Annotated in this window: 22 protein-coding genes, 1 tRNA gene and 1 pseudogene; 14 read left to right on the top strand and 10 right to left on the bottom strand. The window is 61.4% G+C overall.

Features of this window, described 5'->3' with window-relative positions; all coding sequences use genetic code 11:
- Positions 1-2 precede the first annotated feature (2 nt).
- The 10 genes from mraY (at position 3) to lpxC (ending at position 12390) form a co-directional block, all read left to right on the top strand.
- Entirely contained in the window at positions 3-1172 is a 1170-nt protein-coding gene (gene mraY, locus EPN80_RS03665) for a phospho-N-acetylmuramoyl-pentapeptide-transferase (protein WP_293023797.1), read from the top strand.
- A 39-nt stretch (positions 1173-1211) separates the two neighbouring features.
- Positions 1212-2705 carry a UDP-N-acetylmuramoyl-L-alanine--D-glutamate ligase gene (murD, locus tag EPN80_RS03660; RefSeq protein WP_293023855.1) on the top strand — a complete coding sequence of 498 codons (1494 nt, stop codon included), beginning with the start codon at positions 1212-1214 and terminating at the stop codon, positions 2703-2705.
- Complete coding sequence (gene ftsW / locus EPN80_RS03655) at positions 2702-3958, top strand: putative lipid II flippase FtsW (RefSeq protein ID WP_293023795.1); 1257 nt, start codon at positions 2702-2704, stop codon at positions 3956-3958. Before murD ends, ftsW begins: the two co-directional genes overlap by 4 nt.
- 154 nt (positions 3959-4112) lie before the next feature.
- The gene (gene murG, locus EPN80_RS03650) at positions 4113-5222 is read left to right on the top strand and encodes an undecaprenyldiphospho-muramoylpentapeptide beta-N-acetylglucosaminyltransferase (protein WP_293023793.1); all 1110 of its coding nucleotides are present in this window, start codon (positions 4113-4115) and stop codon (positions 5220-5222) included.
- A 1-nt stretch (position 5223) separates the two neighbouring features.
- Complete coding sequence (gene murC, locus EPN80_RS03645; RefSeq protein WP_293023791.1) at positions 5224-6645, top strand: UDP-N-acetylmuramate--L-alanine ligase; 1422 nt, start codon at positions 5224-5226, stop codon at positions 6643-6645.
- 1 nt (position 6646) lies between these two features.
- Positions 6647-7630: a D-alanine--D-alanine ligase gene (locus EPN80_RS03640; RefSeq protein ID WP_293023788.1), complete on the top strand. Its 984-nt coding sequence runs from the start codon at positions 6647-6649 to the stop codon at positions 7628-7630.
- Between the two features lie 21 nt (positions 7631-7651).
- A complete protein-coding gene (locus EPN80_RS03635; protein ID WP_293023785.1) occupies positions 7652-8413 on the top strand; it encodes a cell division protein FtsQ/DivIB in 762 nt (253 codons plus the stop codon).
- Positions 8414-8435: 22 nt separating this feature from the next.
- Positions 8436-9668 carry a cell division protein FtsA gene (gene ftsA, locus EPN80_RS03630; protein WP_293023782.1) on the top strand — a complete coding sequence of 411 codons (1233 nt, stop codon included), beginning with the start codon at positions 8436-8438 and terminating at the stop codon, positions 9666-9668.
- 102 nt (positions 9669-9770) lie between these two features.
- Complete coding sequence (gene ftsZ, locus EPN80_RS03625; RefSeq protein WP_293023779.1) at positions 9771-10958, top strand: cell division protein FtsZ; 1188 nt, start codon at positions 9771-9773, stop codon at positions 10956-10958.
- A gap of 520 nt (positions 10959-11478) precedes the next feature.
- Positions 11479-12390, top strand: coding sequence for a UDP-3-O-acyl-N-acetylglucosamine deacetylase (gene lpxC, locus EPN80_RS03620; protein WP_293023777.1), 912 nt, complete (start codon positions 11479-11481; stop codon positions 12388-12390).
- Between the two features lie 22 nt (positions 12391-12412).
- Here lpxC and EPN80_RS03615 read toward each other — a convergent pair whose 3' ends face one another.
- On the bottom strand, positions 12413-12874 hold the full coding sequence (locus EPN80_RS03615; RefSeq protein WP_293023775.1) for a DUF721 domain-containing protein: 462 nt from the start codon (positions 12872-12874) through the stop codon (positions 12413-12415).
- A 239-nt stretch (positions 12875-13113) separates the two neighbouring features.
- Here EPN80_RS03615 and secA point away from each other — a divergent pair, with 239 nt between their 5' ends.
- The 4 genes from secA (at position 13114) to mutT (ending at position 18553) form a co-directional block, all read left to right on the top strand.
- A complete protein-coding gene (gene secA, locus EPN80_RS03610) occupies positions 13114-15888 on the top strand; it encodes a preprotein translocase subunit SecA (RefSeq protein ID WP_293023773.1) in 2775 nt (924 codons plus the stop codon).
- 71 nt (positions 15889-15959) lie between these two features.
- Positions 15960-17198, top strand: a complete 1239-nt coding sequence (argJ, locus tag EPN80_RS03605) for a bifunctional glutamate N-acetyltransferase/amino-acid acetyltransferase ArgJ (RefSeq protein WP_293023770.1) — start codon at positions 15960-15962, stop codon at positions 17196-17198.
- A gap of 39 nt (positions 17199-17237) precedes the next feature.
- The gene (locus EPN80_RS03600; protein WP_293023767.1) at positions 17238-18125 is read left to right on the top strand and encodes an ATP-binding protein; all 888 of its coding nucleotides are present in this window, start codon (positions 17238-17240) and stop codon (positions 18123-18125) included.
- Complete coding sequence (gene mutT / locus EPN80_RS03595; RefSeq protein ID WP_293023764.1) at positions 18122-18553, top strand: 8-oxo-dGTP diphosphatase MutT; 432 nt, start codon at positions 18122-18124, stop codon at positions 18551-18553. The genes EPN80_RS03600 and mutT overlap by 4 nt, the downstream gene beginning before the upstream one ends.
- A 27-nt stretch (positions 18554-18580) precedes the next feature.
- On the opposite strand, the gene yacG is transcribed toward mutT, so the two are convergent.
- The 9 genes and pseudogenes from yacG to ispB form a co-directional block, all read right to left on the bottom strand.
- Positions 18581-18772, bottom strand: a complete 192-nt coding sequence (gene yacG / locus EPN80_RS03590; RefSeq protein WP_062551246.1) for a DNA gyrase inhibitor YacG — start codon at positions 18770-18772, stop codon at positions 18581-18583.
- A 22-nt stretch (positions 18773-18794) separates the two neighbouring features.
- Positions 18795-19550: a cell division protein ZapD gene (gene zapD, locus EPN80_RS03585; protein ID WP_293023760.1), complete on the bottom strand. Its 756-nt coding sequence runs from the start codon at positions 19548-19550 to the stop codon at positions 18795-18797.
- An 81-nt stretch (positions 19551-19631) separates the two neighbouring features.
- Positions 19632-20279, bottom strand: a complete 648-nt coding sequence (gene coaE / locus EPN80_RS03580) for a dephospho-CoA kinase (RefSeq protein ID WP_293023757.1) — start codon at positions 20277-20279, stop codon at positions 19632-19634.
- A 13-nt stretch (positions 20280-20292) separates the two neighbouring features.
- Positions 20293-21186 carry an A24 family peptidase gene (locus tag EPN80_RS03575; protein ID WP_293023754.1) on the bottom strand — a complete coding sequence of 298 codons (894 nt, stop codon included), beginning with the start codon at positions 21184-21186 and terminating at the stop codon, positions 20293-20295.
- Positions 21186-22400 (bottom strand): type II secretion system F family protein, encoded by a 1215-nt coding sequence (locus EPN80_RS03570; RefSeq protein ID WP_293023751.1) that lies wholly within the window; start codon positions 22398-22400, stop codon positions 21186-21188. The genes EPN80_RS03575 and EPN80_RS03570 overlap by 1 nt, the downstream gene beginning before the upstream one ends.
- A pseudogene (locus tag EPN80_RS03565) lies at positions 22393-23529 on the bottom strand (ATPase, T2SS/T4P/T4SS family); the annotation flags it as partial. The gene EPN80_RS03570 and the pseudogene EPN80_RS03565, both read right to left, overlap by 8 nt.
- A 246-nt stretch (positions 23530-23775) precedes the next feature.
- The gene (locus EPN80_RS03560; RefSeq protein ID WP_293023748.1) at positions 23776-25080 is read right to left on the bottom strand and encodes an HlyC/CorC family transporter; all 1305 of its coding nucleotides are present in this window, start codon (positions 25078-25080) and stop codon (positions 23776-23778) included.
- Between the two features lie 153 nt (positions 25081-25233).
- Positions 25234-25310, bottom strand: a tRNA-Pro gene (locus tag EPN80_RS03555).
- A 15-nt stretch (positions 25311-25325) separates the two neighbouring features.
- Positions 25326-26306: an octaprenyl diphosphate synthase gene (gene ispB / locus EPN80_RS03550; protein WP_293023744.1), complete on the bottom strand. Its 981-nt coding sequence runs from the start codon at positions 26304-26306 to the stop codon at positions 25326-25328.
- Positions 26307-26371 lie beyond the last annotated feature (65 nt).

Raw genomic sequence — 26371 nt, 5'->3', positions numbered from 1 at the left:
GAATGCTCTTGACCCTGGCGCAGTGGCTGCACAGCGATGCAAGCTTCTTGCGCGTCTTCAATTATTTGACCTTTCGCGCGTTGATGGCCAACCTGACCGCGCTGGTGATCGGTCTGTCCTGCGGTCCGTGGGTCATCCGCAAATTGACGGCGATGAAGGTCGGCCAGGCCGTGCGCACCGATGGGCCGCAGACTCACCTGGTCAAATCCGGCACCCCGACCATGGGGGGCGTGCTCATTCTGATCGCGATCACTGTTTCGACGCTGCTGTGGGCCAACCTCAGCAATCGGTTCATCTGGATCGTGCTGCTGGTCACCATTGGGTTCGGCATCATTGGCTGGGTCGACGATTACCGCAAGGTCGTCTACAAGGATCCGCGCGGCATGTCGTCCCGCGAGAAATATTTCTGGCAGTCTGTCATCGGCTTGTTTGCCGCGTTGTACCTCGCCTTTAGCGTGTCCGAAGCCAGCAACCTCAAGGTGCTTGAGCTGTTCGTCAGTTGGGTGCGCAATGGCTTCCCGATGAGCCTGCCTTCCAAGGCCGATCTGTTGCTGCCTTTCCTGAAGTCGGTTCGCTATCCGTTGGGTGTATTTGGTTTCATCGCCCTGACTTATTTCGTGATCGTCGGCTCCAGCAACGCCGTCAACCTCACCGACGGGTTGGACGGACTGGTCATCATGCCGGTCGTGCTGGTGGGCGGCGCGCTGGGCATATTCGCCTACGTCATGGGTAACGCGGTGTACTCCAAATACCTGTTGTTTCCGCATATCCCGGGGGCGGGCGAGCTGCTGGTGTTTTGTTCGGCCATGGGTGGCGCTGGCCTGGCCTTCCTTTGGTACAACACGCACCCGGCGCAGGTCTTTATGGGTGATGTCGGTGCGCTGGCCCTGGGCGGCGCGTTGGGCACCGTGGCAGTCATTGTCCGGCAGGAAGTGGTGTTGTTCGTCATGGGCGGCGTGTTCGTGGTCGAAACCATGTCGGTCATGCTTCAGGTGGCCTGGTTCAAGTTCACCAAGCGACGCTATGGGGAAGGGCGCCGTATCTTCAAGATGGCGCCGCTGCATCACCACTTCGAATTGTCCGGCTGGAAAGAAACCCAGGTCGTGGTGCGTTTTTGGATCATCACCCTGATGTTGGTGCTGGTGGGGCTGTCCACCCTGAAGTTGCGGTAAATCAGAGTTAACCAAGGAAGCAGCGACGTGTTCAACGAGATGTTCGGCAATCAACCACAACCGCGTGTCCTGGTGCTGGGCTTGGGTGAGTCCGGCTTGGCCATGGCTCGCTGGTGCGCGCGCTATGGTTGTCGCGTCCGGGTTGCCGACACGCGCGACGCGGGCGCGCTCGGCAATTTGCCTATTCTCGAGGCGGAAGTGACGCAAGCCGAGTTCGTCGGTGGCGCATTCACCCCCGCACTGCTCGACGATGTCCAGCTGGTCGGAATCAGCCCAGGGTTGTCGCCCCGCGATTCGGCTGTCGAGGCATTGTTGGCTGCCGCCAAAGAGCGCCAAATTCCCGTTTGGGGGGAAATCGAATTCTTTGCCCAGGCGCTGCGCCATCTTGGCGCTGCCAGCGGCTACGCGCCAAAGTTGCTTGCCGTGACAGGCACCAACGGCAAAACGACCACGACAAGCCTGACCGGCAAGCTCTGCGCACGGGCCGGCAAGCGGGTTGCCGTGGCGGGCAACATCAGCCCGTCGGTGCTCGACAAGCTCAGCCAGTGTATTGCCGAGGCGACGCTGCCGGAGATCTGGGTCATCGAGTTGTCGAGTTTCCAACTCGAGACCGTGCATACACTCGCGCCGGACGCCGCGACAGTGCTCAACATCACGCAGGACCATCTCGACTGGCATGGCGACATGGCGTCCTATGCCGCAGCCAAGGCGCGAATTTTTGGTGCGCGGACAGTGCGCGTGCTCAATCGCGACGACGCGCTGGTGGCCGCCATGACCGTGCCCGATGCGGCCGTCGTGACGTTCGGCGCCGGGTTGCCAGCGGCCGACGGCGACTTCGGGCTGCAGATCGTCAACGGTATTTGCTGGCTGGTGCAGGCGGAGAGCGCCGATGACGCGCCCCCAGCGCGACGCCGCAAGACCGAGCCCGCGCCGCCGGCCGAGCTGTCGATGAAGCGGCTGATGCCGGCCGATGCGCTTCACATCCGGGGCACTCATAACGCCACCAATGCGTTGGCGGCGCTTGCCTTGGCACGCGCCATCGGTTTGCCAATGGCGCAGTTGCTGCATGGGTTGCGCGAGTACCAAGGCGAGCCTCATCGGGTCGAATTGATTGCCACGCTCAACGACGTCGCCTATTTCGACGATAGCAAGGGCACCAACGTTGGCGCCACGGTTGCGGCCATCCGCGGTCTGGATCAGCGAGTGATTTTGATCGCCGGCGGCGACGGCAAGGGCCAGGACTTCTCTGCGTTGGCCGAGCCGGTGGCACAAAGCGTGCGAGCCGTATTCCTCATCGGGCGTGACGCACCGGCGATCCGGGCGGCGCTGGCCGACACCGGCGTGCCGCTGCACGACTGCGTCACGCTCGAGGACGCCGTGCAGGCCGCGGCCAAGGTGGCGCAACCGGGCGACGCGGTGTTGTTGTCGCCCGCCTGCGCCAGTTTCGATATGTTCCGTAATTACGCGCATCGGGCCGAGGTCTTTCACGACGCCGTGAGCGCACTCGCAGCACAGGCGGGGGTGATGCTATGAGCTGGTTCAAGGCGTTCTCGAGCAAGAAACGGCAGGCCGGGTATGCCAGCGCCACGATCGGCAAAGCCCGCACCGGCACGGCCAGCGCGCTGGGCGGCATCAAGCTGACCCGCTCCAAAATGATGGAGTACGATCAGCCGCTGTTGTGCGTTGTGATCGCGCTGTTGTCGCTTGGGCTCGTGATGGTCTATTCGGCCTCGATCGGTCTGTCCGATTCGCCGCAAGTCAGCTATTACAACACCTCGCATTTCCTGGTGCGCCACATCATTGCGCTGGTGGTGGCTTCGATCGCCTCGATCATCACGTTCAAGATACCCATCAAGGTACTGGACAAGCTGGCGCCAAAAATCCTGTTGCTCGCGCTGTTCATGCTGGTGATCGTGCTGATCCCGCATATCGGCAAAGGAGTGAACGGCTCCCGGCGCTGGATTCCGATCGGTGTGCTCAATCTGCAGCCATCCGAATTCATGAAGCTGGCGGTAACGCTTTATGCGGCCAATTACACGGTGCGCAAGCAGGACTTCATGCAAAGCTTTCGCAAGGGCTTTTTGCCAATGGGCGTTGCCGTGGCATTCGTCGGCATGCTGCTGTTGCTCGAGCCCGACATGGGTGCGTTCATGGTGATTGCGGCGATTGCGATGGGCGTGTTGTTCCTCGGCGGCGTCAATGGAAAGTTGTTCGCCGGCCTGACCCTAACGGCCGTTGCCACCTTCACGGTACTCGTTTGGGCCTCACCCTGGCGGCGGGCGCGAATTTTTGCGTATCTCGATCCCTGGAGTGCGGATCATGCGCTGGGCAAGGCCTATCAACTGACTCATTCGCTGATTGCCTTCGGTCGCGGCGAATGGTTCGGTGTCGGACTCGGCGCCAGCGTCGAGAAATTGCATTATCTGCCGGAAGCCCATACCGACTTCATTCTCGCGGTGATCGGGGAGGAGCTCGGCTTCGTCGGCGTATTCACCGTGATCCTGCTGTTCTATTGGCTCGTGCGCCGCACTTTCGACATCGGCCGCCAGGCGCTCGCACTGGAGCGGACCTTCGCCGGCCTGCTGGCCAAAGGCATCGGCGTATGGTTTGCCGCGCAAACGTTCATCAATATGGGAGTGAATCTGGGGCTGTTGCCGACCAAGGGCCTGACGTTACCGTTCGTCAGCTATGGCGGCTCTGGAATTCTGCTCAACTGCATCGCCTTTGCCATGTTGATGCGAGTCGACTACGAAAATCGAGTGCTGATGCGCGGAGGGAAGGTATGACCGTAGCGCATCAGCACTCGATTTCGGCGCAGGCTAACCTGGCGCGCGCAGCGTGCCAGGTTAAGCGCAGCGGCCGTAGCCAAAATCCGCGGTTATCGCGGAGGGAAGGTATGACCGTAGCGCATCAGCACACGGTGTGGTTGGGAGGGCGGCCATGAGCGTTCGTCGCCCCGCTGACGCGTCGAGCATGCCCGTCGGACCCGAGCGCACGCTGCTGATACTGGCCGGCGGTACGGGCGGGCACGTCTTCCCGGGCCTGGCGGTCGCTAATTTCCTGCGTGTGCAAGGCTGGAGGATCGTATGGCTGGGCAATCCGACCGGCATGGAAGCCAGTCTGGTGCCGAAATACGACATCCCGATGGAATTCGTGCGGTTCGGTGGCGTGCGCGGCAAAGGCCTGCTGACGAAACTCTGGTTGCCGTTCAATTTGTTGCGCGCGTTCTGGCAAAGCCTTCGCGCGATCCGTCGGGTGCGGCCGAGCGTGGTACTCGGCATGGGCGGGTATATCGCTTTTCCGGCAGGAATGATGGCGTCGCTGCTTGGCTATCCGCTGGTGCTGCACGAACAGAACTCGGTGGCTGGCATGGTCAATCGGATCCTGGCGAAGATCGCCGACCAGGTACTGGTCGCATTTCCGGATGCGTTGCCCCGTGCCGAATGGGTCGGCAACCCGATTCGTGCCGATTTCGCCCTTCTTCCGCCCCCGGAAGAGCGCTATGGCGCACGTAGCGGACCGCTGCGCTTGCTGGTGGTGGGCGGCAGTCTCGGCGCTGCGGCTCTCAACGAGATTGTTCCCAAGGCGCTGGCAGCGCTGCCGCGCGACGCGCGTCCGCATGTGACGCATCAGGCGGGCGTCAAACATATCGCCACGTTGCAGGCGAACTACGCAGCCGCAGCGGTCGCGGCCGACGCAGTACCGTTTATCGACGACATGGTGCGGGCCTATGCGGATGCGGATCTGGTGATCTGCCGGGCCGGCGCGATGACGGTGGCCGAAGTCGCCGCGGCTGGCGTCGCGGCGCTGTTCGTGCCATTTCCGCAAGCCGTCGACGATCACCAAACGACCAACGGGGAATTTCTGGCCGGCCAAGGCGCTGCGGTGCTGATACAGCAGCGAGACCTGACGGCCCGGAAGTTGGCGGACTGGCTGGCACAGCAAACGCGCGAAGGGTTGATGGCGATGGCGCAAAAGGCCCGCTCGCTGGCCAAGCCGGACGCGGCCGAACAGGTTGCGCGCGTCTGCGTTGCGGTGGCGAGGGACTGACATGAAACATATCGTCAAAAATATCCACTTCGTCGGCATCGGTGGCGCCGGTATGAGCGGCATCGCCGAGGTGCTGCTCAACCTCGGGTATCGCGTGAGCGGCTCCGATCTCGGCAACAACGCGACGACGCAGCGGTTGATAGCGCTGGGCGCGCGCGTCGTGCAAGGGCACGCGGCTGAAAACATCCAGGGCGCGGACGCGATCGTCGTGTCTACCGCGATTACCGCCGACAATCCCGAAGTTCTGGCCGGTCGCGCCAAGCGAATCCCGATCGTGCCGCGTGCGGTCATGCTCGCGGAATTGATGCGCCTGAAACAAGGTGTCGCCATCGCGGGCACGCATGGCAAGACGACCACCACCAGCCTGGTGGCCAGTGTGCTGGCGCAGGGCGGTCTGGATCCCACTTTCGTCATAGGCGGGCGCCTGAACAGCGCCGGGGCAAATGCCAAGCTCGGGACCGGCGACTTTATCGTGGTCGAGGCGGACGAGTCCGATGCCTCGTTCCTCAATCTGTTTCCCGTGATCGAAGTCATCACCAACATCGATGCCGATCACATGGATACCTATGGCCACGACTTTGCCCGGCTCAAACAGTCATTCATTGCCTTCACGCAGCGTCTGCCGTTCTATGGCATCGCGGTGTTGTGTGTCGATGACGCCAATGTGCGTGAGATTTTGCCTTTCGTCTCCAAGCCGATCATCCGCTACGGTTTGGCCGAGGACGCTCAAGTGCGAGCCGTCGACGTGCGGGCGGTGGGTGGCCGCATGGAATTCACTGTTCTGCGCCACTTCAATTTGAATGGCAACGGACAGTACCCGCCGCTCGACATCGTGTTGAATTTGCCAGGCCGCCATAACGTGCAGAACGCGCTGGCCGCGATTGCCATTGCGACGGAACTGGAGGTGCCGGACGAAGCGATTCGCACGGCGTTGGCCGAGTTCAACGGCGTCGGCCGGCGCTTCCAGCGTTATGGCGAACTGGAATTGCCCAAGAGCAGCGGCGGCGGGTACGCGACGCTGGTCGATGATTACGGACATCACCCGGTCGAAATGGAGGCCACCCTGGCGGCCGCGCGTGGCGCATTTCCGGATCGGCGTCTGTTGCTCGTATTTCAACCACATCGCTACACGCGCACGCGTGATTGCTTCGAGGACTTCGTGCGCGTGCTGTCGAGCGTCGACGCCCTGATTCTGGCCGAGGTGTATGCCGCAGGCGAGATGCCGATCGTGGCCGCCGACGGTCGAGCGCTGGCCCGCGCGATACGGGTCGCCGGCAAGGTCGAACCGGTCTTTGTCGAGGATGTGGCGGCATTGCCCGAGACCATACTTTCCACCGCGCGCAATGGCGACGTGGTGATTACGATGGGTGCCGGCTCGATTGGTCTGGTACCCGCCAAATTGATTGAGCAGCAGGGAGTTTGAAGTGAGCGTATTCGATCCAAAGCGATTCGGCAAAGTGGGCGTCCTGATGGGCGGGCGCTCGGCCGAGCGCGAGATCTCGTTGATATCCGGCAAAGGCGTGTTGGACGCGTTGCGCTCGCGCGGCGTGGACGCCCACGAATTCGATACCGGCACGCGCAGTCTGGCCGAATTGGCGGCACAGAAATTCGATCGGGTGTTCATCGCCCTGCATGGCCGCTTTGGCGAGGATGGCACCCTGCAAGGCGCGCTGGAGCACCTGGGGGTGCCCTACACGGGCAGCGGCGTGCTGGCGTCGGCGCTGGCAATGGACAAGGAAATGACCAAGCGCATCTGGCTGCACGAAGGTCTGTCGACGCCTCGTTTCGTCATGCTCAAGGCCGATAGCGACTGGCAGGCGGTCGGACGCGATCTGGGCTTTCCGCTGATCGTCAAACCCTCGCGCGAAGGCTCCACCATCGGCCTGACCAAGGTCATGGACGTTTCGCAATTGCCGGCGGCATACGAGAAGGCGGCGCGCCTGGATGGCGACGTACTGGCCGAGGAGTTCATCGATGGCGACGAGTTGACCGTGCCGGTGCTGGGCGTCGGTACGCAGGGCGCGGGCGCGGCGCGCGCCCTGCCGGTGATTCGCATCGTCGCGCCCGACGCCAATTACGACTATCGAAACAAGTACTTTACCGACGACACGCGCTACGAGTGCCCGCCCGCGCTGCCGGTCTCACTCCAGGAGGAAGTGCAGCGACTGGTGCTGCGTGCCTACCTTGTACTGGGGTGCCGGGGATGGGGACGTGCCGACGTGATGCTGCGCAAGCGCGACAACAAACCCTATTTGCTGGAGATCAACACGTCACCCGGCATGACCGGGCATTCGCTCGTGCCGATGTCGGCGCGAGCAACCGGCCTGAGCTATGAGGATCTCGTGCTGGAAATATTGAGTACCGCAACCCTGGACCTGCATCCGACCGACCAGTGGAAACCGGAATAAGCAAAGGAAACCGAAGTCGCTATGTGGCAAAACGTCCGCTTGCTCAACATGCTCGCCAATACGCTGATTGCGTTGAGCATGCTGGCCGCCCTTGCGGTGGGCGCGCGCTGGCTGATGCAAAGGCCGATGTTTGCGCTGCGCGCGGTCGTGATCGACGGCGATACCGATCACATCAACGCGGCAACTGTTCGGGCCGACGCGGTGTCGCGCCTGCATGGCAATTTTTTTACGATCGATCTGGATGCCGCGCAGCGGGCGTTCGAAACGGTGCCCTGGGTGCGTCACGCCAGCGTGCGGCGCGTCTGGCCCAACCGGCTCGCGGTCAGTTTCCAGGAATACCAGCCGCTGGCGACCTGGGGCGATGGACAACTGGTGAGCGTGGATGGCGAATTGTTTGCAGCCAATCTGGCCGAAGCGGAGGAGCACGGCAAGCTGCCCGAGTTCTCCGGGCCGCCAGGCAGCGAAAAGGAAGTGACGTCGCGTTATTACGATTTCGTCAAATGGTTTGCGCCCCTTCACATGAAGCCCGAAGCGGTGACTTTGTCGGCGCGATACGCATGGTCGCTGCGGCTGTCGGGCGGGATGCTGGTGCGGTTAGGGCGGGAGCGTGGCGACAATACGCTGGCGTTGCGTTGCCAGCGGCTGGTCGAAGCGTATCCGCAGGTGGCGGCACGCTGGGGAAATCAGATCGAGTACGTCGATCTGCGGTACCCCAACGGGTTCGCCATCCGCGCCGCCGGGATGCAGTTTTTGAATGACAAATCAGCGCAGCAGAGCAATTGAGACTTCGGGACGTACACACGCTATGAGCAAAGATTACAAGGATTTGTTGGTGGCCCTGGACATTGGCACGACGAAGATCGTGGCGGTGGTCGCCGAACTTCAGGCTGAAGGGCACTACGAAGTCATCGGTCTTGGACAGAGCGAATCCAAGGGACTGAAAAAAGGCGTGGTCGTCAACATCGAGGCGACCGTGCAGTCGATTCAGCGGGCGCTCGAGGAAGCCGAGTTGATGGCTGACTGCAAGATCACCAATGTGTTTACCGGAATCGCCGGCAGCCACATTCGGAGCTTCAATTCGAGCGGCATGGTCGCGATCAAGGACAAGGAGGTCACGCAGCCCGACGTGGCTCGCGTCATCGAGACCGCCAAGGCCATCAATATCCCAACCGATCAGCAGGTGCTGCACATCCTGACCCAGGAATTCATCATCGATGGCCAGGAGGACGTGCGCGAGCCGATCGGCATGAGCGGTATCCGCCTCGAAGTCAAAGTGCACATCGTGACCGGCGCAGTGTCGGCAGCGCAGAACATTGTCAAGTGCGTGCGCCGTTGCGGCCTGGAAGTCAACGATCTGGTGCTGCAGCCGCTGGCATCGAGCATGGCGGTGCTGACCGAGGACGAAAAGGAACTCGGCGTCGTGCTGATCGATATCGGCGGCGGCACTACGGATATCGCCATTTTCGGCGAAGGCGCGATTCGGCATACCGCGGTGATACCGATCGCCGGCGACCAGATCACTAGCGATATCGCGATGGCCGTGCGCACGCCGACACCCGACGCCGAGGACATCAAGATTCAGCACGGCATCGCCAAGCAGGCGCTGGCTGATCCGGACGAAATGATCGAGGTGCCCGGGCTGGGCGAGCGGGGGCCGCGCACGCTGTCGCGGCAAGCCTTGGCGGCGGTGATCGAGCCACGCGTCGAGGAGCTGTTCTCGCTCGTTCAACAGGTCGTGCGCGAATCCGGCTATGAAGAGCTGCTGTCCTCCGGCGTGGTGCTCACCGGCGGCGCGGCGATGATGCCCGGCATGGTCGAGCTGGGTGAAGACATCTTCCTGAAACCGGTGCGCATCGGTGTGCCGGAATACTCCGGCGGCCTGGCCGACGTCGTGCGCAGCCCGCGCTACGCGACTGCCATGGGACTGCTGCTCGAGGCTCGCTCGCAGCGCATGCGCGGACGCAAGGTGTCTGTGCAGTCCGGCAATGCGAAGCAGGTCTGGCAGCGGATGCGGGACTGGTTTTTCAGCAATTTTTGAGTGTTTTTTTGAGGAGCGTAGAGAGAGCAACGAGGTTTGCGGCGTAATGCCCGACGCCACTGAACTTCGATGAGGTATCTACATTTTTTTACTGGAGGCAGTATGGACTTCGAGATGTTGGAAACTGAAACCAACGGCACCGTTATCAAGGTGGTGGGTGTTGGTGGCGCTGGCGGCAATGCCGTGCAGCATATGATTAACCGCGGCGTGCAAGGCGTCGAGTTCATCGCAATGAACACCGACGCGCAGGCGCTGGGCCGCTCCAAGGCGGAGATCTGCATTCAGCTGGGTAAGACCGGCCTGGGTGCCGGCGCCAAGCCCGAAATGGGCCGCGCCGCTGCCGAAGAGGCCCGCGAGCGCGTGGCAGACGCGCTGCGCGGCGCGCACATGGTGTTCATCACCGCAGGCATGGGTGGCGGCACCGGCACCGGCGCGGCGCCGGTGGTGGCCCAGGTCGCCAAGGAGATGGGTATCCTGACCGTCGGCGTGGTGTCCAAGCCGTTCGAATTCGAGGGCGGCAAGCGGATGCGCGTGGCGGAGACGGGCGCCCAGGACCTGGAAAACAGTGTCGATTCTCTAATCGTGGTCCTGAACGACCGCCTGTTCGACGTGATGGGCGACGACGCGGAAATGGACAAATGCTTCCAGTGCGCCGACGACGTGTTGCACAACGCCGTGGCCGGCATCGCCGAGATCATCAATGTCGACGGGTTGGTCAACGTCGACTTTGAAGATGTGAAGACGGTGATGGGCGAGCAAGGCAAGGCCATGATGGGAACCGCCACCGTCGCTGGTGTCGATCGTGCCCGCCTGGCAGCCGAGCAGGCCGTGGCCAGCCCGCTGCTCGAAGGCGTCGATCTGTCTGGTGCGCGGGGCGTGTTGGTCAATATCACCGCGTCCCGTTCGCTGCGTCTGTCGGAGACGCGCGAAGTCATGAACACCATCAAGAGCTATGCGGCCGAAGACGCCACTGTGATCTTCGGTACCGTGTATGACGACAAGATGGGGGACGCGCTGCGGGTGACCGTGGTGGCGACTGGATTGGGCCGTGCTGCTTCGAAAAAGGCAGCCGCACCGATGACGTTGCTCAAGACCGGTACCGACAACATGCCGGTGGCGGCGCACCATGGCACCAGCTATGGCGGCAGCACTACCGATTACGGCGCGCTGGACACGCCGGCGGTGTGGCGCAGTTCGCGCGAAACGGCGTCGGCGCATGTGGCCGCGCTGCAGGACAAAGGGGTGGATACATACGACATCCCGGCGTTCCTGCGTAAGCAGGCGGACTGATCCGGCTGCGGGTTGGAGGGCGCTCGCGCGCCATCTGGCGGAATGAAGTCGAGTCGGCACTCAAAATGTGCCGTGGCTGAACTGTCTTCGGCGGAGCCTACCGATAGCAGGGCGGTGGCGCTAGAGGGCGGAGCGGTCTAGTTTGCCGATCGCCGTGTCGGTGACCATGGTTTGCCGTAAGGCCAGGCAGACCGCGCCACCGAGGAGTCGGCCGCAGTGCGCCGGGTACGCATTGCGGTTTGGCGGCGCTGGGCAGGGCTCGTATTCATCGTCATGGGCCGACGTCAGCCTGGTAATGTTGTGTGCGGATGCCTGCAGTGCCGGGGCGCGGCGCATAGCGTGATGGCCAGCAGCAGCGACATGCCTCCGTCGCTGCTGCTGGCGCACCGTCCCTGGGATTTGCGTTGGGACGGCGTCAACTTATCGTTACATACGTTGCTTTTGGTAAACCACAACTTGACAAGGATTCTGATATAATCCTACCTATCATAGTCAAATAATAATAGCTTTAATTAATCGAATGTTGAAGCAGCGCACCATCAAATCTATCGCCAAGACGGTCGGTATCGGTCTGCACTCGGGACGCAAAGTGCAACTGACCTTGCGTCCGGCGGCACCGGACACCGGTATCGTGTTTTGTCGCACCGATTTGCCCGAGCCGGTGGAAATTCCGGCAACGGCATCCGCGGTGGGCGACACGCGTTTGGCGTCGGTGCTGCAGAAGGATGGCGCGCGTGTCTCGACGGTGGAGCATCTGATGTCGGCCTGCGCCGGCCTTGGCATTGACAATCTTTATGTCGATGTCACGGCGGAAGAAATTCCGATCATGGATGGCAGTGCCGCGACATTCGTATTTTTGATTCAGTCCGCCGGTATTGAAGAGCAGAATGCGCTCAAGAAATTCCTTCGCGTGACCAAGTCGGTCGAAGTGCGCGATGGCGACAAATTCGCCCGATTCGACCCGTATTTCGGCTTTAAACTCAAGTTCACCATCGATTTCCGCCATCCTGCCGTCGACCGCACGGGGCAGGAGTTGGAAATTGATTTTGCGAACACTTCCTATGTAAAGGAAATCGCGCGCGCGCGTACCTTTGGTTTTGCCCATGAGGTCGAGATGCTGCGCGAGCTGGGTCTGGCGCGTGGCGGCAGCATGGACAACGCTATCGTGCTGGACGAATACCGCATCCTGAACAACGACGGACTGCGCTATGACGACGAGTTCGTCAAACATAAGATGCTCGATGCGATTGGCGACCTGTACGTGGTTGGGCATCCGCTGTTGGCGTCCTATACGGCATACAAATCGGGGCACGCGCTCAACAACGCGTTACTTCGCGAGTTGCTCGCACAACAGGCATACGAGACGGTGACGTTCGAACTCAAGGATGCGCCACGCGGCTTTCTTTTCGAGCCTCAATCGGCTTTCGCCTGATCTCGCTGGTTGCCCGATGTCGCTACTTCCGGTGGCCTGTGGGCGAGTGATGGGCGACGAGTCTCTCCAGGGCGTCGCGCAGGGGCGAGGCTGGCAGCTCATCCCGTAAAGCCCGCAAGCTGCTCAATCCCTGTTGGCTCAGATGAGCTTCCTTGGCGTGCCGTGCTGGTTCCTCAATTTTCTTCAGGCTGACTCGAATGCGCACTGCTTCGAGTTGCCAGCCCTTTTGTCGTAGCCGATCCAATAGGCTTGGTGCCTGTTGCCGCAGGCGCGCGGCGAGCGCGTTATGAGCGACGAGCAGAACCAAGGTCCCTTCCCGTGGCGGCACGACCGTCACATTGGCCGCCAGCGCCGGCGGTAGCAGTCGGCGCAAATCCCGTTCGAGTTGTCCCAGTTGCCGTGCCGTCGCCATCAACGAGCCCGCCGCTTCTGTCTGGCGGAGCAGGTCGGACAGAGGGCGAGCCTGGGAGCGGGAAGATTTCATGATGCGTGGTGAATAAGACGGACACCGCATTGTAGCGGGACCTTGCATCGCCTGTTGTGGCAACCAATGGGAATATTCTTATGTTTTGCGGGGATTTGTCGCCCTGATTCCGCTGTCTATGCGGCAATGGCGCCACAGGTGCGCATGCTAGAATCACTTTTTTCTATGTCGGCATCTTGCCGGGGCGCGCCCAGCGCCCTTGGTGGTGCTGAACGCCGTTTCCTTTATCCTGCGATCCGATGACTTCCGGTCTACTCAAAAAAATATTCGGCAGCCGCAACCAGCGGTTGATCAAGCAATATCAGAAAACCGTCGCCGCCATTAATGCGCTCGAACCCGCGATGGTCAAGCTCAGCGACGAGCAATTGCGAGCCAAGACCGATGAATTCAAAGGACGCGTGAGTCAGGGTGAGTCGCTCGACCAGTTGCTGCCCGAAGCGTTTGCAGTTTGCCGCGAGGCTGGCAAGCGCGTGCTTAAGATGCGCCATTTCGACGTCCAGTTGATCGGCGGCATGGTGCTGCACTACGGCAAGATTGCGGAAATGCGCACTGGCGAGGGCAAAACACTTGTGGCGACCTTGCCGGCCTACCTCAATGCACTGTCGGGCAAGGGTGTTCACGTCGTCACCGTCAATGACTATCTGGCCCAGCGGGACGCCGAATGGATGGCGCGGCTATACAACTTCCTTGGCCTGTCGGTCGGCATCAATTTGTCGCAGATGCCGCATGCGCAGAAGCAGGAGGCCTATGCCGCGGACATCACCTACGGGACGAACAACGAATACGGTTTCGATTACCTGCGCGATAACATGGTCTACGAGGTCTCGCAGCGAGTCCAGCGCGGCCTGAATTTCGCGATCGTCGATGAGGTCGATTCGATTCTGATCGATGAGGCGAGAACGCCACTCATCATCTCGGGGCAGGCTGAAGATCATACCGATCTGTACGTGAAAATGGACGCCTTGCCGGCTTATCTCGAGCGCCAGATCGGCGAGGAGAAGGTCGACGGGACTGGTATTGAAAAGCCGGGTGATTACACGCTCGACGAAAAGGCCCGGCAAGTGTTCCTGACTGAAAGCGGTCATGAAAAAGCCGAGCGAATTCTTGCCGAATGGGGCTTGATCAACGAAGGCGATAGCCTGTACGCAGCGCAAAACATTACGCTGATGCATCACGTTTATGCGGCTTTACGCGCGCATACCCTGTTCCATCGGGACCAGCATTACGTGGTGCAAAACGACGAGATTATCATCGTCGACGAATTCACCGGCCGCCTGATGGCCGGGCGGCGCTGGTCGGAGGGCCTGCATCAGGCCGTCGAAGCCAAGGAGCGCGTGACGATCCAGCACGAGAATCAGACGCTGGCGTCGGTCACCTTCCAGAATTATTTCCGGATGTACAAAAAGCTCGCCGGCATGACCGGGACGGCCGATACCGAAGCGTATGAATTCAATGAAATCTATCGGCTCGAAACCGTCGTTATCCCGACCAACCGGCCGTCGCAACGTATCGACAGGCAGGATCAGATCTACAAGACGTCGAAAGAGCGCTACGACGCCGTGATCAAGGATATCCGCGATTGTTACGAGCGCGGGCAGCCGGTGCTGGTCGGCACGACGTCGATCGAGACCTCCGAGTATCTGTCGGAGCTGCTGAAAAAGGAAAAGCTGCCGCATCAGGTGCTCAATGCAAAGCAACATGCGCGCGAGGCGGAAATCGTCGCGCAGGCAGGGCGCCCCAAAATGGTCACGATCGCCACCAACATGGCGGGACGGGGAACCGACATTGTCCTGGGCGGCAGCGTCGAGCGGCAGGCGGCCCTGATCGAGGCAGATAGCGCGCTGCCGGAGGACGAAAAGCAGCGCCGCATTCAGCAACTGCAGGACGAATGGCAGGGCCTGCACGAGCAGGTCAAGGCCGCCGGCGGCCTGCACATCATTGGCACCGAGCGGCACGAGTCGCGTCGCATCGACAATCAGTTGCGCGGTCGTTCAGGCCGCCAGGGCGACCCGGGATCCTCGCGTTTCTATCTGTCGCTGGAAGACCCGCTGCTGCGCATCTTTGCCGGCGACCGCGTGCGCGCGATCATGGAGCGCCTGAAAATGCCGGAGGGCGAAGCGATCGAGGCCGGCATGGTGACTCGTTCGATCGAGTCGGCGCAGCGCAAGGTCGAGGCCCGCAATTTCGACATTCGCAAGCAGTTGCTCGAATACGATGATGTCGCCAACGATCAGCGCAAGGTGATTTACCAGCAGCGTAACGAGCTGCTTGCCGCGACCGATATTTCGGAAACTATCCGGGCAATGCGGCAAAGCGTATTTCATGACATTGCGCAGGTCTACATTCCCGTGGGCAGTGTCGAGGAGCAATGGGACCTGCCAGGGCTGGAGGCGGTGCTGCGCGACGAATGGCAGGTGGAATTGCCAATGGTCCAACGCGTCGAGCAATCGGACAGCGTTGACGAGGAAGCGTTGCGCCAGGAGGTTGTGCAAGCCGCCGAAGCTGCCTACCAAGCCAAGGTGGAGCAGGTTGGACGGGAGGCCTTTTCAGGCTTTGAACGCTCGGTGATGTTGCAGAATCTGGATTCGTATTGGCGCGAACATCTGGCTGCGCTTGATCACCTGCGCCAGGGTATTCATCTGCGCGGCTACGCGCAGAAGGATCCGAAGCAGGAGTACAAGCGCGAAGCGTTCGAACTGTTCTCGCAACTGCTCGAAGGCATCAAGCTCGAAGTCACGCGCATCATCATGAATGTGCGCATCCAGTCGGCGGAAGAGCTCGAAGAGGCGTCCGAGCAGTTCGAGGAGAGCGTCAGCCATCTGGAAAATGTTGAATTCAAGCACGCTGACGTGACTGAACTGGAGGGGGCGGGCGATTCAGCTGGCGACCAAGCCGCACCGCCTCAGGCAGCCGTGCAGCCGATTCGCCATATGGCGCCGAAAGTCGGGCGCAATGATCCTTGCCCGTGCGGCAGCGGCAGGAAATACAAGCATTGCCACGGTAAGTTGGGGTAAGCAGGGGTGGGCGCGCGAGATGGCGCGCCCTGTTATTTTCATCGGATTTTCTGCAAGCGATCGAAATCACCATGGCCGTCAATTTTCCTACCATCGATCCGGCGCAACTGTATCCCGTTCCGGGGGTTGAGCTAGGCTGGGCCGAAGCCAACATTCGCAAACCTGGCCGCAAGGATCTGCTGGTCATGCGCCTGGCGCCCGGCAGCCGTGTCGGCGGCGTGTTTACCACCAACCGCTTTTGTGCCGCACCTGTCACGGTCAGCAAGGAGCATCTCGCACAGGCAGCTGGCGGGCAGGGCGTTCGCGCGCTCGTCGTCAATACCGGAAACGCCAACGCCGGCACCGGAGCCGAAGGGTTGGCCAACGCCCGCCAAACGTGCTCCGCGCTGGCGCACCTGCTCGGTGTCTCCCCCGAGCAAGTGCTGCCGTTTTCCACCGGGGTGATTCTCGAACCTTTGCCGATCGATCGCGTGGTCGCCGGTTTGCCCCATGCGATCGCGAACCTTGGCGCCGCGCACTGGTACGATGCCGCGCAAGCCATCATGACCACCGATACCCGGCCCAAGGCGGGCTCGCGCACGGTGACGATCGGCGGGCACGCGATTACGCTGACGGGCATCAGCAAGGGCGCTGGCATGATTCGTCCGAACATGGCGACCATGCTGGGCTTTATGGCCCTCAATGCCAAGGTCGCTCAAGCACCGCTTGATGCGCTGGTCAAATATGCCGCCGACCGCTCCTTCAATGCGATTACGATTGACGGTGATACATCGACCAACGACGCTTTCGTGGTTGTCGCGACTGGGCAGACTGAATTGCCCGAAATCACCGACACGACGTCGACCGAATACCTTGCGCTGCGCGATGCGGTGACGGCGTTGTCGCAGGAGCTCGCCCAGTTGATCGTGCGCGATGGCGAAGGCGCGACCAAATTCATGACCATTGCTGTCGAGCAGGGGCGGGACGTCGAGGAGTGCCGCAAAATCGCCTACGCCATCGGACATTCCCCGTTGGTGAAAACGGCCTTTTACGCGTCGGATCCCAATCTCGGACGGATCCTCGCCGCGATTGGGTACGCAGGTGTCGGCGATCTCGATGTAAGCAAGATCGATCTTTACCTGGATGAGGTCTGGGTGGCGCGCCAGGGCGGACGGCACCCCGATTACCGCGAAGAGGACGGACAACGGGTGATGAAGCAAAGCGAGATCAAGGTGCGCGTGGTGCTGGGGCGGGGCTCCGCCGAGGCGACGATTTGGACTTGTGATCTGTCGCACGACTACGTGAGCATCAACGCGGACTATCGATCCTGAGCTTGGCGGCGTCCGATGGATGCCGCGTGGACAACACACATGGATAATCTCGAGCGAATTTTGGAACGCGCCGACGCATTGATGGCGCGTCTGGAAGCGATGCTTCCGCCGGCCGTGCCGGAGGTCGACTGGTCACGCGCGGTTGCATTTCGCTGGCGAAAGAAGCAAGGGCGTGGCTATTTGCAGCCGGTGGCAAATATCTCGACGATCGCATTGACCGACCTGCAGAATATCGATCGGCAGAAGGAATTGATCGAACAGAATACGCACCAATTCGTTCTTGGGCAGCCCGCCAATAATGTGTTGCTGACCGGTGCGCGTGGCACCGGCAAGTCGTCGCTCATCAAGGCTTGTTTGAACGCGCATGCGAGCGAGGGGCTGCGCCTGATCGAAGTCGACAAGGATGATCTGGTCGATCTGGGCGATATCGTCGATCTGATCGCGGGACGGCCGGAGCGCTTCATCGTATTTTGCGATGACTTGTCGTTCGAAGAAGGCGAGTCGGGCTACAAGGCGCTGAAGACCGCGCTGGACGGATCGATTGCAGCGCAGTCGGACAATGTGCTGATCTACGCGACCTCCAATCGTCGACATTTACTTCCCGAATACATGCGCGATAACGAAAGCTATCGCCATACCGACGACGGGGAAATTCACCCGGGGGAAGTGGTCGAGGAAAAAATTTCGCTTTCAGAGCGCTTTGGCCTGTGGGTCAGCTTTTATCCGTTCAAGCAAGACGATTATCTGGGGATCGTCGCCCATTGGCTGCAGCACTTTGGCTGCGAGGAGGCCGACATACCGGCCGCACGGCACGACGCATTGATTTGGGCACTCGAGCGCGGGTCGCGGTCGGGCCGGGTCGCATGGCAGTTTGCGCGTGACTGGGCCGGCAAGCAGCGCGCGCTGGCGTTGGCCGCCTCGAAATGAATACAATCGCATCCGCTTCGGTGCCTGCGCGCCCGATCACCGAAGTCGCGGTCGGTGTGATGATCAAGCCCAGCGGCGAGGTCTTGCTCGGCCAGCGACCGCCCGGCAAGCCGTACGCAGGCTATTGGGAGTTTCCAGGCGGCAAACTCGAGTCCGGAGAGACCGTCGAGCAAGCCCTTGCGCGGGAGCTGCAGGAGGAATTGGGCGTGAGCGTGCAAGTCAGCGAGCGCTGGCGGGTATTGGAGCACGACTATCCGCATGCCTATGTTCGCCTGCATTTCTGCAAGGTCACCGCATGGCAAGGCGAACCACATGGCCGGGAAGGTCAGGCGCTGGCATGGCAGACGCTGCCGGTCGGGCTTGCACCGTTGTTGCCGGCAGCGATGCCGGCGCTGGCTTGGTTGCAGGACGAACGCACGGCCGCCTGACCGGTCGCGTCGCGCGATATAGGCGCTTCAGTTCAGCGGATTGCGGGACTCGTCCTCGGGGACATCTTCCGGCGCGTCGGCCGGGATGCTGTATTTTTCAGTTGCCCAGGCGCCGAGATCGATTTGTTTGCAGCGTTCCGAACAAAAAGGGCGGAAGCGATTTTCCGCTCGCCACACCACCTTTTTCCCGCAAGTGGGACAAGCAACAGTCGTGACCATCGGTTAGCTCAACCGTCAAAACTCAAAGGTTACACAAGGTCAGCAAAAATGGCACGTCGCTGTCTACGGGGCGCGGCCTGAGGTCGCCATCCTGGCTGGTGAAGCGCACCCAAAGCATGTACTTATTGGCGCTGGCCTCGGGAATCATGCCGAGTTCGGGGCTCACGCGGACCTGCATCAGGTGATACACGCGACCCGTCAGCATTTGCTGGTAGCTGCCCTGCTGGGCCATCACCTTGCTCGCTTGACCGGATTCGCGAGCCAGGCCGAGCACGAGTGTTAGCGCGTCGCGTAGCGGCAGGAGTGGCGCCATCCATTTTGCGATGTCTGCGCGACGCTGTTCGGCGACGTTGTGACGCCAAGCGTAGTAGGAGGGCAAATCGAACCGACAGGTGCCGCCAGGAATCACCGAGCGACTCCGGATGCTGGAGAGCCACTCATTGTCATTCAGATGCTGGCCGGGTTTGCCGGGAATCTGATTCAAGTTGCCAAGCGAGCGCTCGACTTCCCCCAGCAGGGTTTCAAGCGTGGTGGTCTCGATATCCGGATTGCCACGATAAGCGAGCAGCGTCTGGCGCTGGCGCTCGAGCTCTTTCGCAAGCTCCGACTTCAGGTCGGAGCGGCCCGCTATATCAGCGATTTCGAACAGGGTCATCAGCGCCGCATGGTGTTCCAGCGGATGCTCCTGGTCAAGGAAAAAAGCGAATCGCCCGAACAGCTCCTCCAGCCGCAGCAGTGTGCGCATGCGTTCGTTAAGCGGATATTCGTACAGAATCAAACGCGTTGGCCTTTGGGTTATCGCTGCACTTTTATGATGCCGTCATTCTAATGCCGGAATCCTCGCACGTGCAATCCGCATTCATCGCGGCGGTGAGCTGTTATCGACGCCGGCCCGCTCTCGATCCTGCTTGGCGCTGGCCAGTTTGAGGTACCGCTCGTGCAGTCGGCTCACCTCGCTGTTCAGACTGGCGGTGGCGCCATCGTTGACGATCACGTCATGCGCGGCAGCCAGACGCGCCTCGCGTGTTGCCTGCTGGGCCATGATGGCCTCCACCTGGTCGCGGGTGAAGTCGTTGCGCCGCATGACTCGCTCGATCTGCACGGCCTCCGGGCAGTCGACGACCAACACGCGGTCGACGCGGTCGGTCCAGCGGCCCGACTCTACCAATAGCGGAACGACGAAGATCAGATAGGGCCCGACCGCCTCGGCGGCCTCACGCTCGGCTTCAGCGCGAATCAACGGATGTGTGATGGTCTCCAGACGTGCTTTGGCTTGCGGGTTGGAGAATGCCAGCGCGCGCATGCGGGCGCGGTCGAGCGAGCCGTCGTGTGCGACGACCGTCGGGCCGAACGCAAGCTGGATTGCCGGCATCGCCGCACCGCCCGGTGCGGTGATGCGATGTGCAATCAGATCGGTATCAATGATTGCGACGCCATGCGCGGCAAACAGATCGGCAACGGTCGTTTTGCCGCTGCCGATGCCGCCAGTCAAGCCGATCGTGAGCATAAGGACGGGCCCTCTAGATTGTCAGCCAGCGCCCGGCCAGGTTGCCGGTCAGCAGTGTCAGCATTCCCGCCGCGGCCAAAAATGGTCCGAACGGTATCGGTTCGTGCCGTGCCTGGCGCCCGGTCAGCACCGCGGCGATGCCGATCGCAGCGCCTGAGATCGACGATATCAGCACGATCTGAGGCAACACGGCCCAACCGAGCCAGGCGCCCAATGCCGCGAGCAGCTTGAAGTCGCCGTACCCCATGCCCTCCTTGCCGCGCAGCAGGCGGAATATCCAGTAGACCAGCCATAAGCTGAGATAGCCGCCCATCGCGCCCAGTACCGCGTCTCGCAGAGGAACGAAGAGTCCCGCCAGATTACATAGCAAGCCAGCCCACAGCAGCGGCAGCGTCAGGCAATCGGGCAGCAGTTGCGTGTCGGTGTCGATAAAGGCCAGCGCGATCAATGCATAGGTCAGTCCAAGCGCGGCCACGCCCTGCCAGGTGGCACCCAACTGCCACACAACCAGCACGCTGAGGGCTGCGCTGAGCGATTCCACCGCCGGGTAACGTCGGGCAATCGCCTGCCGGCAGGCGCTGCAGCGGCCGCGCAGGATAATGAAACTGACCAGTGGAATATTCTCCCATGGCCGCAACCGATGGCCGCAGGCGGGGCAGGAAGAGCCCGGGTGCCACAGATTGTAGGGCGGTTCGGCTTGGACCGGGACGCGCCCGGGGGTGCCGCCGCCAAGTTCTTCAAGCTCGGCCTGCCAGGCACGCTCGAGCATGCGCGGCAGGCGGTGAATGACAACGTTCAGAAAGCTGCCGATGAGCAGCCCGACCAATCCAGCCAGACCGTACCGCCAAGGCGGCGGCAGCGTCGCCAACCGGTCGATCAAGACGGGCTCAACGATCTCGTGAAGCATCACACGACTTGGCCAAGTTTGAAGATAGGGAGGTACATGGCGATTACCATGCCGCCGATCAGCACGCCGAGCGTCACGATGATGATCGGCTCGATGAGAGTGGACATGGACGCAACGGCACGGCTGACTTCATCTTCCAGAATGTCCGCAACCTTGATCAGCATGCGGTCGAGTGTACCCGATTCCTCACCGATTGCGGCCATTTGCAGCACGAGCGGGGAAAAACAGGCGCTATCGGTCATGGCGCGGGTCAGCGCGGCGCCGCTCTGAATGGCCGTCTGGATCTGCCGGGTAGCATCGGCATAAATGATGTTGCCGCAGACGCCGGCTGTCGCACTGAGCGCATCGACCAGCGGCACGCCGGATGCAAATAACGTCGCGAGCGTGCGGCTCCAGCGCGCCAATATCGCCTGCCGCGCAATTGCGCCGAACAACGGGATGCGTAGCCAGACGCGGTCGGCGAGGTTGCGTAGCGAAGGAAAGTGGCGCCAGCCGATCGACACCGCTGCAACGAGGCCAAGGACGCCGCTGCCGAGCCAGAGCGAGTGGTCGGCGAGCGCGTGTGATGCTGCGATGAGGTTTTTGGTCAAGGCCGGTAGCTCGGCCCCGAAGCTGGAGAACATGTCTTCGAAGGCGGGAATGACCCACAGCAGCATGGCGATCGTGATACCGACGGCCAGCAGCAGCACGGCGGCGGGATAGGTGGCGGCTGCGCGCAGCTTGCCGCGCAGCGCCAGGTTTTTCTCCTGGTAGATCGCCAGTTGCTCGAGCATGTCGTCGAGAATGCCACCCTGCTCGCCAGCGGCCAACATGTGGCAATACAGCGTGTCGAAATGCTTCGGGTGTCGCAAGAAGGCATCCGCCAGCCCGCAACCGCTCGCGATATCGTCGTGAATTTGACCGATCAAACGAGCGAAGCCCGGATTGTCGTGACCTCGGCCGATGACGCGTAGCGCGGGCAGCAGTGGAATGCCGGCTTTGAGCAGCGTCCCCAACTGGCGCGTGAAGAACGCGATGTCCCGGCGGCGTACTCTCGATCGCCGTGCCTCGCGCACTGGCCGTGGCGATTGCAGCGTGATCGCCTGAATGCCACGCTGGCGCAGCAATACCCGCGCTGCCGCCTCGCCGGCCGCCTCGATCTGGCCCTGCGCGACTTGCCCGGCCGCGTCGCGGCCGATCCACGAAAATTGCTTGAGCGGTTGGGTCTCAGGCATGAGTGGCCGCGATGATTTCCTCAAGGCTGGTTTCGCCGCGCATCACCTTTTTCAGACCTGCCTGCCGCAAAGTCTCGGCACCTTCCCGGCAGGCTTGTGCCGCGATTTGCTGGGTGCCGGCTTCACTGAGCATCAATTGGCGAATCGCCTCCGAGGTGGGCATCACTTGATGGATGCCTGTGCGGCCGCGGTACCCGGAGCCCAGGCAAGCGTCACAGCCGACCGGACGGTAGCCATACCCGGATGAACTTCCTTCGGCGATTGATGGCAAGCCGGCTGCTCTTAACACGTTGGCGCTCAGTTCGGCCGGTGCGCGGCAATGTTCGCAAAGCTTGCGCACCAGGCGTTGCGCCGAGACCAGCAACAGCGCCGAGGCCAGGTTGAACGGGGCGACGCCCATGTTCAGCAGTCGGGTGACGGCGCCCGGCGCGTCGTTGGTGTGCAGGGTCGATAAGACCAGATGACCGGTCTGCGCGGCTTTGACCGCAATATCGGCGGTTTCCGCATCGCGAATTTCGCCGACCATCAGCACATCCGGATCCTGACGAAGAAACGCGCGCAGCGCCGTGGCGAACGTCAAGCCGGCTTTCTCGTTGATATTCACCTGATTGATGCCGGGGAGGTGGATTTCTGCGGGGTCTTCCACCGTGGCGATGTTGCGATCGGGGGCGTTCAATTGCCGCAGGCACGCATACAACGATACGGTTTTTCCGCTGCCAGTCGGCCCGGTCACCAGAATCATGCCGTAGGGACGCTGTATTGCGGTATTCAGAAGACTCAATTGCGAGGGCTCGTAACCGAGGGCGCCGATTTCCAGTTGTGCTGCACTGGTGTCGAGCAGGCGCACGACGATTTTTTCGCCAAACAGTGTCGGCAAGGTGCTGACCCGGCAGTCGATCGCGCGTCCCGCTGCGGTGAGCGTCATGCGGCCATCCTGGGGAAGTCGCCGTTCGGCGATATCCAGCCGGGAGAGCACTTTGAGCCGAGTCGACAGCGCGTCGCGCAGAGCGTTCGGGGGGGTGGCGATCTCATGGAGCACGCCATCGATCCGCGCGCGGACCCGGTAGACCTGCTCATAGGGCTCGAAGTGAATGTCGGATGCTCCCTGGGCGGCGCAGCGTTGCAACAGGTCGTTGAGCAGACGCACGGCGGGCGTTTGGGTGCCGTCGTCGAGCGCCGGGCGCGACAGGGTTCGCGGATCACTCATGGCGCTCGTCGCGCGAGTCGGTCGCGAGGCCAAGTGGTGGAGACGGGAGCGTTTGGGTAGCGGCGTAAAGGCAACGAAATGGCATGACAGCTGATGGGCAACGCCTGAATCGCGAGGCGCTCCAGTCTGGCGGTGGCGACCCGGCGTGTAAATCGGGCCGACTCCGATTTATGCCGAATGCCCGGTAGCGCCGGTTGGGCTCTGCTTCGGCTTGAAGAGTCGAACCGTCTTGATCGCCTGGTTGGCGATTTGCACGATTTCCATCCGGCATCCGTCGATTTCCAGGCAGATACTGGCTTCAGGGATTTCTCGCAGCACTTCCAGAATCAGGCCGTTGAGCGTCTTGGGGCCGGTGAGCGGGAAATGCAGGCCGAGCCGCCGGTTCAGGTCGCGCAGCGAACTGCCGCCACCGACCAGGCATTCGGCCTGATCGCTCCAGCCCGAGCGACCGCTGGCGAGGCCCGGGATACTCGTGGTGAATTCGCCGATCAACTCTTCGATGATGTCTTCCGTCGTCAGCAGTCCCTCGACCTCGCCATATTCATTGACCACCAGCCCGATTCGCTGATGGTTTTCCTGAAAGTATTGCAACTGGCGGAACGCAGGGGTGTCGCTCGGGATGAAGTAGGGATCGGTGAGCAGCTCGCGCAGCGTATCGATGCTGAGATCTTCATGGTGGCGCAGGGCGCTCAGGGTCTTGCGCACATGCAGCACGCCAACGATGCGATCGATGTCGCCTTCGTAGACCGGCAGTTTATTGTGGTAACAGGTTTCGAGCTGCTGCAGGATCGACTCGAGCGGAGCCGATAAATCAAGCGCCTCGATACGGGCGCGGGGGATCATGACGTCGTTGACGGAGATATTCTCCAGGTCGAACAAATTCAGCAGGATGCTACGGTGTTTGGTGGGCATGTAATTGCCCGCCTCCAGCACCAGGGTGCGCAGCTCTTCCGTGCTCATGCGCTGCTCTGCGGACGCTTTGCGCGTATCGATGCCGATCAGACGCAGCAGTGTCCTGACCAGTAGATTGACGGCCCAGACGAACGGCTGAGTAACGCGCATCAGCGGCTTGATCGCCAGACTGGCCGGCAGTGCGATGCGCTCCGGATAGGTTGCGCCGACTACTTTAGGGCCGATCTCGCAAAACACGATGATCAGGAACGCGATGAGTGCGGTGGCGATCGATAGGACGATGCCATCATTGCCAAAGTAGCGCAGCGCGATCGAGGTAGTGAGCACGGGCAGCACCGTGTTGATCACGTTGTTGCCAATCAGGATCACGCTGAGCAATTCCTCGGTTTGCTGCAGCAAGCCCTGCGTCGTGCGGGCGCCACGCCGCCCCGTCTTGACCAGATGCTTGAGACGGTGGCGGTTGAGCGCCATCATGCTGGTTTCCGAAATCGAAAAGAAACCTGAAACGCAAAGCAGCAGGACGATGGCGCCGAGTTGCGCCCATAACGGAAGGGATTCCAAGCGGCGTGTTGCGCCCAAGGGCGCTTAAGTTGTATTGGCTGAAACTATAGCAGACGCGAAAAAGCAAAACGGCCTGGGATATACATACCCAAGCCGCTTTACGGAATTCGCCGAACAAACAACCGACGTCGGCAATTCAAAACACTGAAAATCTGGTCGGGGTGAGAGGATTCGAACCTCCGGCCTCTACGTCCCGAACGTAGCGCTCTACCAGGCTAAGCTACACCCCGAAGACAACGGCGCGCTCAGGATCGGCGCGCCGTTGAAGAAGAGCATAATTCTAGCAAAGTTTCTTTGTAAGGGGAACTGGGAAGAAAAGAAATTGCTGCGGCTGCGGCGTTAGCCTCCTGTTCGGCTCGGCGCAGCGTGTAATCAAGCGCGCCGGTTTGCATCACGGCGTCGAGGATGGCCTGGAAATTCTCGACGCCGCCATGCTCGATTGCGGCCTTGGCCATCGCCTGCTGCTCGGGGGTGCCGTGCTGGATTACATGAATCAGCGGAAGCGTCGGCTTGCCTTCGCGCAGATCGTCGCCGGCGTTCTTGCCCATCGCATCACTGCTGCCGGCATAATCGAGCCAATCGTCCATCAACTGGAACGCCGTACCCAGGCGGCCGCCGAACTCGGCCAGGGCGGATTCCGTTGCGGCGTCGACGCCGGCCAGCACTGCGGCAATCTGCGTGGCGGCCTCGAACAGCTTGGCTGTCTTGTAGCGAATGACCTGCAAATAGCGGACCTCGTCGACATCCGGGTCGTGCATATTGAGCAGCTGCAGCACCTCGCCCTCGGCAATCACGTTGGTGGCGTTCGACAGGATCTGCATGATGCGCATGTTGTCGACCCCGACCATCATCTGGAAAGCCCGGGAATAAAGGAAATCGCCCACCAGCACCGACGCTGCGTTACCGAAGAGGGCGTTGGCTGTTTTCTTGCCGCGCCGCAGATCCGACTCGTCGACCACATCGTCGTGCAGCAGCGTCGCGGTGTGAATGAATTCGATGACCGCGGCGAGTTCATGCCGGTGCGGCGTCTTGACGTCCAGAGCGCCGGCTGCCAGCAGCAGCAGGGCTGGTCGAAGGCGCTTGCCGCCGGCGCTGATGATGTACTCGGAGATCTGATTGATCAGGACGACTTGCGAGGCCAGGCGGTCACGGATCACATGATCCACTCGACGCATGTCATCGGCAATGATCGCCAGCGGATTCTGTGAGGGGGTCGGAGCAGTCAAGGTCGAAAGTCAGGGAGAGCGAAAAAACGTCCAAATTATATAGTGGAGCGGCGTCTCTTGGCGTG

The organism is Pandoraea sp. (assembly GCF_004297875.1).
Taxonomy (GTDB): Bacteria; Pseudomonadota; Gammaproteobacteria; order Burkholderiales; family Burkholderiaceae; genus Pandoraea.
Note: the sequence above shows the minus strand (reverse complement) of the source record. Positions and strands in the feature narration are given on the sequence as shown.